This window comes from Citrobacter sp. ABFQG (assembly GCF_004322975.1).
Lineage (GTDB): Bacteria > Pseudomonadota > Gammaproteobacteria > Enterobacterales > Enterobacteriaceae > Citrobacter > Citrobacter freundii.
The window spans coordinates 2,470,096-2,483,793 of sequence record NZ_CP036435.1; the positions used below are offsets into that span (position 1 = coordinate 2,470,096).

11 protein-coding genes are annotated in these 13,698 nt (G+C 52.0%); 3 read left to right on the forward strand and 8 right to left on the reverse strand.

All coding sequences use genetic code 11. The features are described 5' to 3' along the window. Positions 1-490: 490 nt before the first annotated feature. Both asnS and pncB read right to left on the reverse strand, forming a co-directional pair. On the reverse strand, positions 491-1,891 hold the full coding sequence (asnS, locus tag WN16_RS11945; protein ID WP_032936329.1) for an asparagine--tRNA ligase: 1,401 nt from the start codon (positions 1,889-1,891) through the stop codon (positions 491-493). Between the two features lie 167 nt (positions 1,892-2,058). Further along, positions 2,059-3,261 carry a nicotinate phosphoribosyltransferase gene (gene pncB, locus WN16_RS11950; RefSeq protein ID WP_003836860.1) on the reverse strand — a complete coding sequence of 401 codons (1,203 nt, stop codon included), beginning with the start codon at positions 3,259-3,261 and terminating at the stop codon, positions 2,059-2,061. Positions 3,262-3,527: 266 nt separating this feature from the next. Here pncB and pepN point away from each other — a divergent pair, with 266 nt between their 5' ends. Next, a complete protein-coding gene (pepN, locus tag WN16_RS11955; protein ID WP_103790833.1) occupies positions 3,528-6,140 on the forward strand; it encodes an aminopeptidase N in 2,613 nt (870 codons plus the stop codon). 71 nt (positions 6,141-6,211) lie between these two features. Here the strand turns inward: pepN and ssuB are convergent, their stop codons facing one another. The 5 genes from ssuB to ssuE are packed head-to-tail and all read right to left on the reverse strand — an operon-like array spanning position 6,212 to position 10,462. Next, positions 6,212-6,979 (reverse strand): aliphatic sulfonates ABC transporter ATP-binding protein, encoded by a 768-nt coding sequence (gene ssuB / locus WN16_RS11960; RefSeq protein ID WP_032936311.1) that lies wholly within the window; start codon positions 6,977-6,979, stop codon positions 6,212-6,214. Beyond that, positions 6,976-7,767, reverse strand: coding sequence for an aliphatic sulfonate ABC transporter permease SsuC (ssuC, locus tag WN16_RS11965; protein WP_003035843.1), 792 nt, complete (start codon positions 7,765-7,767; stop codon positions 6,976-6,978). Before ssuC ends, ssuB begins: the two co-directional genes overlap by 4 nt. Before the next feature lie 10 nt (positions 7,768-7,777). Beyond that, positions 7,778-8,923, reverse strand: coding sequence for an FMNH2-dependent alkanesulfonate monooxygenase (gene ssuD / locus WN16_RS11970; RefSeq protein ID WP_103790832.1), 1,146 nt, complete (start codon positions 8,921-8,923; stop codon positions 7,778-7,780). Continuing rightward, positions 8,920-9,894, reverse strand: a complete 975-nt coding sequence (locus WN16_RS11975) for a sulfonate ABC transporter substrate-binding protein (RefSeq protein ID WP_003836853.1) — start codon at positions 9,892-9,894, stop codon at positions 8,920-8,922. The genes ssuD and WN16_RS11975 overlap by 4 nt, the downstream gene beginning before the upstream one ends. Further along, positions 9,887-10,462: an NADPH-dependent FMN reductase gene (gene ssuE, locus WN16_RS11980; RefSeq protein WP_016149876.1), complete on the reverse strand. Its 576-nt coding sequence runs from the start codon at positions 10,460-10,462 to the stop codon at positions 9,887-9,889. The genes WN16_RS11975 and ssuE overlap by 8 nt, the downstream gene beginning before the upstream one ends. Before the next feature lie 367 nt (positions 10,463-10,829). Here ssuE and pyrD point away from each other — a divergent pair, with 367 nt between their 5' ends. Then, on the forward strand, positions 10,830-11,840 hold the full coding sequence (gene pyrD, locus WN16_RS11985; RefSeq protein ID WP_044701565.1) for a quinone-dependent dihydroorotate dehydrogenase: 1,011 nt from the start codon (positions 10,830-10,832) through the stop codon (positions 11,838-11,840). 165 nt (positions 11,841-12,005) lie between these two features. Then, positions 12,006-12,548 carry a cell division protein ZapC gene (gene zapC, locus WN16_RS11990; protein WP_003035852.1) on the forward strand — a complete coding sequence of 181 codons (543 nt, stop codon included), beginning with the start codon at positions 12,006-12,008 and terminating at the stop codon, positions 12,546-12,548. On the opposite strand, the gene WN16_RS11995 is transcribed toward zapC, so the two are convergent. Beyond that, positions 12,545-13,651, reverse strand: coding sequence for a YcbX family protein (locus WN16_RS11995; protein ID WP_044700763.1), 1,107 nt, complete (start codon positions 13,649-13,651; stop codon positions 12,545-12,547). The two genes, zapC and WN16_RS11995, sit on opposite strands and share 4 nt — an antisense overlap. Between the last annotated feature and the right edge of the window lie 47 nt (positions 13,652-13,698).

Genomic DNA, 13,698 nt, shown 5'->3' on the forward strand with positions numbered 1-13,698 from the left:
GACAGGCATCTTTCCATTCAAACTACCGTTTCGCTACCGTCAAAGTGCTACAAATATAAAGATTTGGTTTCAAAAAGAAAAAATGTGTAACAAAATGTTATTTTTGTGCAACTTTGTGAACAGCGTCAAACTTCGGATACCCCTGAGCTGAAAATTCTCGTTTTTATTTCTATTTATATGATTTTCTTATATTTAATTTTGCTAAGGTTATTTTTTCTCCGTAATACCGGAAAGTTTGGATTTTACAGATAACGATTTTTGGACGTCTGGAGTGCCGTGCGAAAGGCTAAAAAATGTACTATTTAATCAGAAAATGCTAATCCACAATAAAATTACTGGTTATTTTTTGTGCAAATGTATTGCGATGAAATATTACGTAACAGGTGGAGGGGATTGAATGGTTGTGTTTAACGTGAGATGGGTATCCAGATAATATGAAAAGGGTATAAAAAAGGCCAGCAATGCTGGCCTTTGAAACAATAACGCACGTTTAGAAGGTAGCGTTACGCGGAGTACGCGGGAACGGAATAACATCACGGACGTTTTGCACGCCGGTGACGTAAGCGATCAGACGCTCGAAGCCCAATCCGAAGCCGGAATGCGGAACGGTACCGTAGCGACGCAGGTCGCGATACCACCAGTAATCCTCTTTGTTCAGACCCATTTCCAGCATACGGGCATCCAGCACGTCCAGACGCTCTTCACGCTGAGAACCACCGATGATTTCGCCGATTCCAGGAGCCAGAACGTCCATTGCAGCAACGGTTTTACCGTCTTCGTTAAGGCGCATATAAAACGCTTTGATATCTTTCGGGTAGTTTTTCACCACCACCGGCGCTTTAAAGTGCTCTTCAGCAAGATAACGTTCATGCTCGGAAGACAGATCCACACCCCAGTAAACCGGGTTTTCAAACTGTTTGCCGCATTTTTCCAGAATGCTTACCGCGTCGGTGTAATCCACCTGCGCGAAGTCAGCGTCAATGAAACGTTCCAGGCGTGAAATCGCGTCCTTGTCGACACGTTCAGCGAAGAATTTCATATCATCCGCACGCTCTGCCAGTACGGCTTTGAACGCGTATTTCAGCATCGCTTCAGCCAGGCCTGCAACATCGTTCAGGTCAGCGAACGCCACTTCTGGTTCCAGCATCCAGAACTCTGCCAGGTGACGACTGGTGTTAGAGTTTTCTGCACGGAACGTCGGGCCAAAGGTATAAATTTTGGACAGAGCGCAGGCGTAGGTTTCACCGTTCAACTGACCGGAAACGGTCAGGAACGCTTCCTTACCAAAGAAGTCTTTATCGAAATCGACTTTACCCTGATCGTTACGCGGCAGGTTTTCCAGATCCAGCGTAGAAACACGGAACATTTCACCGGCACCTTCCGTATCGGAAGCGGTGATCAGCGGAGTCGATACCCAAAAGAAACCCTGCTCGTGGAAGAAGCGATGCAGCGCTTGCGCCAGCGTATGACGTACGCGCGCTACCGCACCAATCATATTGGTGCGCGGACGCATATGCGCCACTTCACGCAGATACTCGATGCTGTGACGCTTAGCCGCCATTGGGTAGGTATCAGGATCTTCAACCCAGCCCGCGACTTCAACTTCAGTGGCCTGAATTTCAAAGCTCTGTCCTTGTCCAGGTGATGCAACGACTTTACCCGTTACGATAACTGAACAACCCGTCGTCAGGTGCAGTACGTCCTGATTGTAATTGGGCAGAGAATTATTGATGACGGCCTGTACAGGATCAAAGCAGGAACCGTCATAAACGGCGAGGAAGGAGATGCCAGCTTTTGAATCTCGGCGGGTACGCACCCATCCGCGCACGGTGACTTCGCTGTCAACGGCTACGCGGCCCTGGAGTACGTCGGCTACAGGCACAACGCTCATAATATTCTCTCTGTTAATAGTCGGATATATAAACACATGTCCACCCATAATGGGGGGGATACCTATGTTACCTGGCATCTGCAATCAGACAAGCAGAATTCGTAGCTGGAGTGAAAGATTTCGGAAATAAACGCGAATAAGGGAGCCAAAATGGCTCCCTGGAAGGATTAACTGGCTTTTTTAATATGCGGGAGATCGAAGGCTTTGCGCAGTGCACGAACAAATGCTTTATCGTGGCAGATGGTTTTACCCGGGCTGTCAGATAACTTCGCCACTGGTTTGCCGTTACATTCCACCAGCTTAATTACGATATTAAGCGGCTTAACCTGTGGAATGTCGCATGTTAGCCGTGTCCCAATACCAAAACTCAACTGTACGCGGGAAGAGAAGTGGCGGTAGAGTTCAATCGCTTTTTTCAGATCGAGGTTATCTGAAAAGACCAGCGTTTTGCTCAGCGGATCAATACCCAGTTTTTCATAATGGGCGATGGCTTTTTCACCCCATTCCACCGGATCGCCTGAGTCATGGCGTAATCCCTGGTAGCGGGTCGCAAACTCAACGCCAAAGTCGCGTAAAAATGCGTCCATGGTGATGCAATCGGTCAATGCAATGCCGAGTTGATCAGGATACTCATTTAACCAAGCGGCCAGGGCAACACGTTGGCTGGTGGCAAGTTCAGGACTGATTTGCTGATGAGCCTGGAACCACTCATGCGCCTGCGTACCCATTGGGGTTAATGACAGACGGCGGGCCAGATCGTAGTTACTGGTGCCGACAAACCAGGGCTCTTGCTGCAGGCGTTTAACGATAGCCTGCTGTACTTCGCGCGAAAAACGACGACGCGTACCGAAATCCATCAAATGGAAGCGGGACATATCGACATCTTTCGTTAAAGCAGAGAATTCTACTAGTTTGCTTTCCAGCTCATCGAGTGCCTGCGGGACGCCTGATTCAGGTGAGCGGTAACGGTGTACCAGTTCGCTAATCACCGCTAACAGCGGGACTTCCCACATGATCACTTCACGCCACGGACCGGTTAAGCGGATGTTTAGCTTACCGTTATCATTGGTGACGCAAACCTGTTCCGGGTTATAGCGGAAATCACGTAACCAGGTGAGGTAATCAGCTTTAAAGAAAGGCAGGCCGGAGAGCCACTGGTACTCATCCTCCTGCAGTCGCAGGTGCTGCATAGCATTCACCTGCTCACGAATAGAATCGGCATAAATACCGAGCAGGTCATCGCCACGGCAACGAAATTCAGCCGCTACTTGTACGTCATAGTAGTGGTGAAAAACGGCTTGCTGCATATGCAACTTATAAGCGTCTGTATCCAGCAGCGAGTGCAGAACAGGAGAAGCGAATTGTGTCATAGGTGCGCAGTAGCATCCTCTCACGGGAGCGTTTAGTACAATAAACAACTAAGAAAACCGCTGGAGTATACCCTGTTTAGCGATTTATTGAACCCCGATCACACCATAAGCTCTCTTTCTGGTCGAGGGCAATTCGTGCCACGTGTTATAAAAATGTAGCAAAAAGGGTGTTTGTGCCTGAAAAGATGAACATTCTGCGTAGCGCGATTTACGCAACAGGAATAGACTGAAGCCGAGACTCTATTAAAGATGCTAAAGGTTTTTTTATGACACAACAGCCACAAGCCAAATACCGTCACGACTATCGTGCGCCGGATTACCAGATTACTGATATTGATTTGACCTTTGACCTGGATGCTGAAAAAACCGTGGTCACCGCAGTGAGCCAGGTTGTCCGTCATGGCGCGTCCGACGCGCCCCTGCGCCTGAATGGCGAAGATCTGACCCTGGTGTCGATCCACGTAAACGACGAGCTGTGGACAGAGTATAGAGAAGAAGAGGGCGCTCTGGTCATCAATCAACTGCCGGAACGTTTTACGCTGCGTATCGTGAATGAAATTAGCCCAGCGGCGAATACCGCGCTGGAAGGGCTGTACAAGTCAGGCGATGCGCTGTGTACCCAGTGCGAAGCAGAAGGTTTCCGCCATATTACCTGGTATCTTGATCGCCCGGAGGTGCTGGCGCGTTTTACTACCAAAATAATCGCCGATAAAACGCAATATCCGTTCCTGCTCTCCAACGGTAACCGCGTGGCGCAGGGTGAACTGGAAAATGGTCGCCACTGGGTTCAGTGGCAGGATCCATTCCCGAAACCGTGCTATTTATTTGCGCTGGTGGCCGGTGATTTTGACGTCCTGCGCGATACTTTTACTACCCGCTCAGGGCGTGAAGTGGCACTGGAACTGTACGTCGATCGCGGTAACCTGGACCGCGCGCCATGGGCGATGACCTCGCTGAAAAACTCCATGAAATGGGATGAAGAGCGCTTTGGCCTCGAGTATGACCTCGACATCTATATGATTGTCGCTGTGGATTTCTTCAACATGGGCGCGATGGAGAATAAAGGTCTGAACATCTTTAACTCCAAATACGTGCTGGCGCGTACCGATACCGCCACCGACAAAGATTACCTCGATATTGAGCGCGTCATCGGTCACGAATATTTCCATAACTGGACCGGCAACCGCGTGACCTGTCGCGACTGGTTCCAGTTGAGCCTGAAAGAGGGTTTAACTGTGTTCCGCGATCAGGAGTTCAGTTCCGATCTCGGTTCACGTGCGGTAAACCGCATCAGCAATGTGCGTACCATGCGCGGCCTGCAGTTTGCTGAGGACGCCAGCCCGATGGCGCATCCTATCCGCCCGGATATGGTCATCGAAATGAACAACTTCTATACCCTGACCGTGTACGAGAAGGGTGCGGAAGTGATTCGTATGATCCACACCCTGCTGGGTGAGGCTAACTTCCAGAAAGGGATGCAGCTGTACTTTGAGCGTCACGACGGTAGCGCTGCAACCTGTGATGATTTTGTGCAGGCGATGGAAGATGCGTCTAACGTTGATCTCTCCCATTTCCGCCGCTGGTACAGTCAGTCCGGTACGCCGATTCTGACCGTGCGTGATGACTATAACCCATCAACTGAACAGTACACGCTGACCATTAGCCAGCGCACGCCGGCCACGCCGGATCAGGCTGAAAAACAACCGCTGCATATTCCATTCGCTCTCGAGTTGTATGACAACGAAGGGAAAGTGATCCCGCTACAAAAAGGCGGGCACCCGGTGAATTCCGTACTCAACGTCACCCAGGCAGAGCAGACGTTTGTCTTTGATAACGTCTACTTCCAGCCGGTTCCGGCATTGCTGTGCGAATTCTCCGCGCCGGTAAAACTGGAATATAAATGGAGCGATCAGCAACTGACCTTCCTGATGCGTCACGCGCGTAATGATTTCTCTCGTTGGGACGCGGCGCAAAGCCTGCTGGCGACCTACATTAAGCTCAACGTTGCTCGCCATCAGCAGGGACAACCGCTGTCGCTGCCGGTACACGTGGCCGATGCATTCCGCGCAGTTTTGCTGGATGAGAAAATCGATCCGGCGCTGGCGGCAGAGATCCTGACGCTGCCTTCAGTAAATGAAATTGCCGAACTGTTCGACATCATTGATCCGGTGGCGATAACCGAAGTACGCAAAGCGTTAACCCGCACGCTGGCGGCCGAGCTGGCGGATGAATTCCTCGCCATCTATAACGCTAATCATCTTGATGAGTACCGCGTTGAGCATGCCGATATTGGCAAGCGTACGCTGCGTAACGCCTGCCTGCGTTTCCTGGCCTTTGGCGAAACCCATCTGGCTGACACGCTGGTAAGCAAGCAGTACCGTGAAGCGAACAATATGACCGATGCGCTTGCGGCGCTATCCGCGGCAGTCGCGGCGCAGCTTCCTTGTCGTGACGCGTTGATGCAGGAGTATGACAATAAGTGGCACCATGACGGTCTGGTGATGGATAAATGGTTTATCCTGCAATCCACCAGCCCGGCTAGAAACGTGCTGGAAACGGTACGCGGCCTGTTGAAGCATCGCTCTTTTAGCATGAGTAACCCAAACCGCATCCGTTCGCTGATCGGTGCCTTCGCGGGCAGCAACCCGGCAGCATTCCATGCGGAAGATGGTAGCGGTTATCAGTTCCTGGTTGACATGCTGACTGAGCTCAACAGCCGTAACCCGCAGGTGGCGTCACGCCTGATTGAGCCGCTGATTCGCTTAAAACGTTATGATGCAAAACGTCAGGCGAAGATGCGTGCGGCGCTGGAACAGCTGAAAGGTCTGGAGAATCTGTCAGGCGATCTGTTCGAAAAGATCTCTAAAGCGTTAGCCTGATAATATTGCCGGATGGGTCCGGCCTACCATTCACGCGTAGGCCGGATAAGCGGTAGCGCCATCCGGCATTTTTAACCTTGCTTGCGTAGCTGAACTTCATTGTCGCTGCGCTGCATCACCCGGTTCAACACCTCGGCTTCCAGTTCTGTCAGACGCACGGAACCAATCCGGCGAGGTCGTGCAATATCCACCGTTAAATCCAGCCCGATTTTTCCGTCTTCAATCAGCAAAACGCGATCGGCCATTGCTACCGCTTCGCTGACGTCATGGGTGACCAACAGTACGGTAAAGCCGTGCTCTTGCCATAAAGAGACGATCAGCTCCTGCATTTCAAGGCGGGTTAAGGCATCCAGTGCGCCGAGGGGTTCATCCAGCAGCAGCAGACCAGGGCGATGAATTAATGCCCGGGCCAGGGCCACGCGCTGTTTTTGTCCGCCAGAAAGCGCTGCGGGCCACTCCTGAGCACGATTCTCCAGTCCAACGGCGGCCAGCGCATCTCGGGCCGCATTGTGCCAGTGACCTTTCAGACCCAGACCGACGTTATCGATAACCGTCTTCCATGGCAGCAGACGCGCATCCTGAAACATCATACGCGTATCATCCTGAATTTCCGCCAGTGGGGTGGTTCCGGCAAGTAATGCGCCTGAGGTGGGCGACTCCAACCCTGCCAGCAGACGCAGCAACGTGCTTTTACCACCACCGCTGCGGCCAACCACGGCAACGAACTGCCCGGCCTGTATATGCAAATCTAACTGATTGAGCACCGTATTGGCGGCGTATTGCTTTGTCACGGCGCTCAGCAACAGCGGCGTACCCTGGTTCAAGCGAGCGGTATTCATACGGTAGCCTCCTTTATATGGTAAGCCGGGTGCCAGCGCAGCCAGACTCGCTCCAGCAATTGGGCGCTGACGTCGGCAAGTTTGCCGAGTAAGGCGTAGAGAATAATGGCCACCACGACCACATCGGTTTGCAGAAATTCGCGGGCGTTCATCGCCAGGTAGCCAATACCGGCATTGGCTGAAATGGTTTCTGCGACGATAAGCGTCAGCCACATCAGCCCGAGAGCGAAACGCACGCCGACCATAATGGAGGGCAGGGCGCCAGGGAGGATGACATGAACAAACAGTGAAAAGCCGGACAACCCATAGCTGCGCGCCATCTCTACCAGCCCACGATCGATATTACGGATCCCATGCCAGGTGTTGATGTAAATCGGGAACAGCGTGCCCAACGCAACGAGAAAGATCTTGGCGGATTCATCAATGCCGAACCACAAAATCACCAGCGGGATCAGCGCCAGATGCGGTACGTTACGCAGCATCTGCACCGAGGTATCCAGCAAGCGTTCTCCCCAACGCGAAAGACCGCTGATCAGTCCCAGCGTCAGGCCAATCGATCCACCGATGGAGAATCCGATCAGCGCGCGCCAGGAACTGATGGCCAGATGCTGCCAAAGCTCGCCGCTGGCGGAAAGCGTCCAGAAGGCTTCGATAACACCCTCCGGAGAGGGTAGTATGCGGTTGGACAGCCAGCCCATTGATGATGCGAGCTGCCAGAGCGCCACCAGACCTACCGGTAAAAACCAGGGCGCGAGGCGCAATAACCATCTGTTTTTCGTCGTTGCCATTAGCCGCTCCTTAGCTTTGTGCGACTTTGCGCGGGATGAATTCGTTTGCAACTGCTTCTCCTTGCTGTTGCAGGCGCTGCGGTTGCGGAATTTCTGGTATCGCGACATCCAGATGCGGGAACAGCAGCTCACCAACCCTGTACGCTTCTTCCAGATGCGGATAGCCGGACAGCACAAAGCTGTCGATGCCCAGCGCGGCATACTCGTTAATACGTGCTGCGACCGTAGGACCGTCTCCAACCAGTGCGGTCCCTGCGCCACCGCGTACCAGTCCTACCCCTGCCCACAGGTTCGTGCTAATTTCCAGTTTGTCGCGTTTACCGTTGTGCAGTGCAGCCATTCGCTGCTGACCAACCGAATCCGTTTTTGAGAAGGCGGCCTGGGCTTTGGCGATGGTGTCGTCATCCAGATGGGCTATCAGACGATCCGCTGCCTGCCATGCCTCGTGCGTTGTCTCTCGTACGATCACATGCAGACGAATACCGAAGCGGATCTTGCGCCCGAGCGCCGCTGCTTTGGCCCGCACCTGTTCAATCTTCGCTTTCACCTGTTCGGGCGGCTCGCCCCAGGTCAGGTAGAGATCAACCTGTTCTGCAGCAAGATCTTGTGCGACATCAGACGAGCCGCCGAAATAAAGCGGTGGTTGGGGTTGTTGTACGGGAGGGAAAAACAGCTTCGCGCCGCGAACGTGAATATGTTTGCCGTTGAAATCCACCGTTTCACCTTGCAGCAAGCGCCGCCAGACCTGAGTAAATTCAGCAGAGGCTTCATAGCGCTCGGTGTGATCGAGGAACACGCCGTCGCCTGCCAGTTCCTGTGGATCGCTGCCGGTCACCAGGTTAAATAACGCCCGGCCATTTGAGAGTCTGTCGAGCGTTGCAGCCTGACGTGCGGCAACCGTTGGCGAGGTAACGCTTGGACGCAGCGCGACCAGAAACTTTAATCGCTGGGTGACCGGGATCATCGAGGCGGCGACCAGCCAGGCATCTTCGCAAGAGCGACCAGTTGGGATCAGAACGCCGGTAAACCCAAGACGATCGGCCGTTTGCGCGATTTGTTGCAGATAACCGTGATCGACAGGGCGCGAACCCTCTTCCGTTCCAAGATAATGACCGTCACCATGGGTGGGTAAAAACCAAAACATGTTCAGACTCATAATTTTTCTCCTGCCTGCTGAGTGGGTTGCCAGATACGCTGGCGAATATCGATTTTTTTCGGCACCAGACGGTTGTCATAAAACAGATCGGCGGTTTGTTGTTGCAGGGCTGCAACAGAGGCGTTGACTGGCACAATGGTGGTTGGCGGACGGTGATCCAGATAAGACGCAATCACCGGTTCTGGCAGTCCCATGGTTTTGGCCAGCAGGGTAATACTTTGCTGGCGCTGGCTGAGGGTTAACGCATCGGCCTGGCTAAAGGTATCCAGTACGCCAAGAACAAATGCGCCATTTTTCTCGGCATAGGGGCGGGCGGCGAGATAAAACGAACCGGTTTGCTTGAGGTCTGAGCCGTCTTTTAGCACACGTACATCACCTTGCAGTAACGCGGCGGAATAATAGGGGTCCCAGATAGCCCATGCATCAACGTTTCCTTGCTGAAAGGCTGCTCGCGCGTCGGCGGGAGTCAGATAGGTCGGTTGAATATCGGTAAGTTTCAGTCCAGCCTGTTGCAGCGCCCGGAGCAGTAAATTGTGGGCGCTGGACCCTTTCTGGAAGGCGACTTTATGTCCTTTAAGCTGCGCGACGCTCTGGATCGGGCTATTTTTCGGCACCAGAATCACTTCGGCTTTCGGCTTGGGCGGCTCGACGCCCACGTAAACCAGATCGGCTCCGGCAGCCTGGGCGAAAATTGGCGGAATATCACCGGTGCTGCCGAGATCGATACTGCCGATGTTGAGCGCTTCCAGCATTTGCGGCCCAGCCGGGAATTCGACCCACGAGATTTTAGTCTGCGGATAGCGTTTCTCCAGTAGCTGATGGCTTTTGGCCAGCACCATACTGACGCTTCCTTTCTGGTAACCAATACGCAAGGCATCGGGGGCCGATTCTGCGGCATGCCCCAGAGTTGACAACGACAACAACCCACTCAGTGCCAGCCATGACGTGTGACGCTTGAGAAGATCAAGCATGGGCGGCACCTCGCAGGGTGTTCAGTTGAGGAAGTTGGACATCGCGACGATGCAACGCCAGCCAGAAGGTATCGAGCGCACTGTCCAGACGCTGCTGAAGGTTAGGCGTAAACTGAGGTTTATGTTGATAATCAATTACCTGTGAATCATCGGCAAACACACCGTGCAGGATCTCCTGGGCCTTTAATGCGCTCAGTACCGGTTTCAGCGCGTAATCGACGGCAAGCAAATGCGCCACGCTGCCGCCGGTAGCCAACGGCAAAACTACTTTCCCTTCCAGCGCTCGCTCGGGGAGCAGATCGAGCAGGGTTTTCAGGGCGCCAGAGTAAGCGGCTTTGTAGACCGGCGTGGCGACAATCAGCCCGTCTGCATCCTGCAATTGTTCGCTAAATGTCTTCAGCGCCGGACTGTCGAAACGGGCATAGATCAGGTCTTCTGGGGCAAAGTTGTGCAGATTCCAGTGAAAAACTTCCACATCCTGACCGTTTAGTTTTTCTCGAGCATATTCCAGTAACGCGCTGGAGCGAGAGGGAAAGCGTGGGCTTCCCGCCAGAGTAATGACGCGCATAATTTTAATCTCCCCTTATAACTAATTGTTTGCTTTTGCTTAACATTGATAACAATTTATGCAGTCTGGCAGAGAGATTTTGTTTATCGAAATGATTTATACGGGATAGAAAAGTCGAAAAATAAATATACCTGTCATACTTCAAGTTGCATGTGCGTTGGCTTTCCTCGCTCACCCCAGTCACGTACTGGTGTACGTTCCTGGGGATTTGCTGCGTCACCGCCTTCCTGCAACTCGAATTATTTAGGGTGTAAAAAGCAGGGGCGAGGAAAACGATTGCTATTTATTGCCGCAGGTCAATTCCCTTTTTGCTCGCGATCGCACATAATACGCCCCCGGTTTGCACACCGGGAATCCAGGAGAGTTCATGTACTACCCCTTCGTTCGTAAAGCCCTTTTTCAGCTCGATCCAGAGCGCGCTCATGAATTGACATTCCAGCAATTACGTCGCATTACCGGCACACCGCTTGAAGCGCTTGTGCGCCAGAAAGTACCGGCAAAACCGGTTACCTGTATGGGGTTGACGTTTAAGAATCCGCTCGGGCTTGCTGCCGGACTGGATAAAGACGGGGAGTGCATTGATGCGCTCGGCGCGATGGGATTTGGTTCCATTGAGATTGGTACCGTGACGCCACGCCCTCAGCCGGGTAACGATAAACCGCGTCTGTTCCGTCTGGTCGATGCAGAAGGTTTGATCAACCGTATGGGGTTTAATAACCGCGGGGTTGATAACCTGGTTGAGAACGTTAAAAAATCGCATTTTGACGGTATTCTGGGGATTAATATTGGTAAGAATAAAGATACCCCAGTAGAGAACGGCAAAGATGACTATCTGATTTGTATGGAAAAAGTCTATGCTTATGCGGGTTATATCGCGATTAATATCTCTTCACCGAATACGCCGGGATTACGTACGCTGCAATACGGCGAGGCGCTAGACGATCTCCTGACGGCAATTAAAAATAAGCAAAATGATCTGCAAGCGATCCACCATAAATATGTTCCAGTGGCGGTAAAGATCGCGCCGGATCTTTCTGTGGAAGAACTGATCCAGGTTGCTGACAGTTTAGTTCGTCATAATATTGATGGCGTAATTGCGACTAACACCACGCTCGATCGTTCTCTCGTTCAAGGAATGAAAAATTGCGATCAAATGGGTGGCCTGAGCGGTCGACCATTACAATTAAAAAGTACAGAAATTATTCGCCAGTTGTCTCAGGAATTAAAAGGCCAGCTGCCGATTATTGGTGTTGGTGGTATCGACTCGGTGATTGCTGCACGTGAGAAAATAGCTGCTGGTGCAACCCTCGTACAGATTTATTCGGGCTTTATTTTTAAAGGTCCGCCGTTGATAAAAGAAATCGTCAGCAATATCTGAATGCTACCTTAATCACAAACCAGGGCTTTATTTCTAGCCCTGGTTGTTTTATATTCCTTTACTGTTGCTTATTTAAACATTCTGAGCTTTTATTATTAGGGCAATAAACGAAGCGGCAAAAGGATACTGTCGTAACGGTGATGATTAAGGAAAGGAGAGAAACTGATGCGAATTAAACCCGACGATAACTGGCGCTGGTATTATGATGAAGAGCATGATCGTATGATGCTCGATTTAGCCAATGGCATGTTATTCCGCTCGCGTTTTGCTCGTAAAATGCTCACTCCTGATGCATTTTCTCCGTCAGGTTTTTGTGTTGATGACGCCGCGCTTTATTTTTCCTTTGAAGAAAAATGTCGCTACCTGGATTTAGCCAAAGAACAAAAAGCGGAACTGGTGCTCAATGCGCTGGTGGCGATTCGTTATCTCAAACCGCAAATGCCGAAAAGCTGGCACTTTGTTGCGCACGGTATTAACTGGTCGCCGGTCGTGGGTGACGCTGCCTGTGTTGATTTAAGCGATACCGATGAACAGGTAAACCTGTTAGTGGTTGAGCCGGGTGAAAACGCCGCGCTTTGTCTGCTTGCGCAACCTGGTGTGGTTATCGCCGGGCGCACGATGCAGCTTGGCGATGCGATTAAAATAATGAATGACAGACTGAAACCGCAAGCAGTAGTTGACAGTTTCAGCCTTGAGCAGGCGGTTTAGCTCTCCAGCCTGATTGCCGTTTTGGGAATACAGCTGCAGCACAGAATCGTTCCGTCGTCCCCTATCGCTGATTTCTTCAACGGGCTAACTTCGCCATCTACCAGTCGAATTCGACAGCATCCGCAAATGCCTGCCCGGCATGAATAGGGAACCCGGATACCCTGGTTTTCCAGCTGCTCAAGCAATACCTGCTGATTATTTCCGCGAAAGGTCTGTCCCTGCCAGTCAATAAGCACCGTGGCATCAGGTTGTTGTTCGGGTGCAGTGTCGTCTGATTCCGCCGCGCCGTACGCTCTGGCGGGGCCGGTTGCCAAAATTTCTACCTCATCGCCGACGCGAATAACGCCACTGTTGCGTGCGATAAGATTCTGGCCGAAATCGACATCGCCGTTATCTACCGCAGTACGGAAGGTTTGCAGTGTTGCGAGCGGTTCGCCGGATGGATGTTTCTGGCCTTTTTCCGGGCTAACGGTAGTGAAAATACAGCGGCTACAGGGTTTTGCAACATCAAAAATGACGTCGCCAATACGAATCACTTTCCAGGTATCTTCTTCCCAGGCGCCAGCTCCTGAAACCACCAGATTGGGGCGAAACTGTTCCATTTTGACGCTTGCCGGACAGCGCTGTTGCACATCGCGCAGGGATGCTTCGTTGGCCAGCAGATAGGGATAACCATCAGCGAAGGATAAAGGAACATCAACATGTCGTTTTACACGGCGCGTCAGCTGCGGACCGACCCAGCGTAACTGCACGTCACGGGAGAAAAAACTGCTAAGCCACTGGTTAATAGCCACTGGCGCAATGCGCGCGGTAAAATGATTACCCCATACTTCAGTTGGCGCATCCTGGGTGGCGAAGTCGGCAAATCGTACGAGTGCACTGCTGCCGTCTGGAGCCGTAAGATGCAGCCCATCGTGGAATGGGGATGGCGTAAAACGGACCATTTGTGGGAACTGGCGGGCGGTTATGAACGTTCCGTCAGGTTCAGTGATCATAAATATACGGTCAAAGGCGAGACCGCTGACGTCGGCCAGGGCATGCGTGAGCCCAATGCCGCGCATTGATTTAACCGGATGAATAAAAAGTCGGGTTAACGTGACCACTGTACAGCCCCTCGAATGAAAATAAGCCTTCAACTTTATGACATACA

Bases quoted from the DNA above. Each gene is read 5' to 3' on its own strand.
- pyrD (WP_044701565.1), top strand. From the start codon at position 10,830: ATGTACTACCCCTTCGTTCGTAAAGCCCTTTTTCAGCTCGATCCAGAG.
- pepN (WP_103790833.1), top strand. From the start codon at position 3,528: ATGACACAACAGCCACAAGCCAAATACCGTCACGACTATCGTGCGCCG.
- pncB (WP_003836860.1), bottom strand. From the start codon at position 3,261: ATGACACAATTCGCTTCTCCTGTTCTGCACTCGCTGCTGGATACAGAC.
- zapC (WP_003035852.1), top strand. From the start codon at position 12,006: ATGCGAATTAAACCCGACGATAACTGGCGCTGGTATTATGATGAAGAG.
- ssuD (WP_103790832.1), bottom strand. From the start codon at position 8,923: ATGAGTCTGAACATGTTTTGGTTTTTACCCACCCATGGTGACGGTCAT.
- asnS (WP_032936329.1), bottom strand. From the start codon at position 1,891: ATGAGCGTTGTGCCTGTAGCCGACGTACTCCAGGGCCGCGTAGCCGTT.
- WN16_RS11975 (WP_003836853.1), bottom strand. From the start codon at position 9,894: ATGCTTGATCTTCTCAAGCGTCACACGTCATGGCTGGCACTGAGTGGG.
- ssuB (WP_032936311.1), bottom strand. From the start codon at position 6,979: ATGAATACCGCTCGCTTGAACCAGGGTACGCCGCTGTTGCTGAGCGCC.
- ssuC (WP_003035843.1), bottom strand. From the start codon at position 7,767: ATGGCAACGACGAAAAACAGATGGTTATTGCGCCTCGCGCCCTGGTTT.
- ssuE (WP_016149876.1), bottom strand. From the start codon at position 10,462: ATGCGCGTCATTACTCTGGCGGGAAGCCCACGCTTTCCCTCTCGCTCC.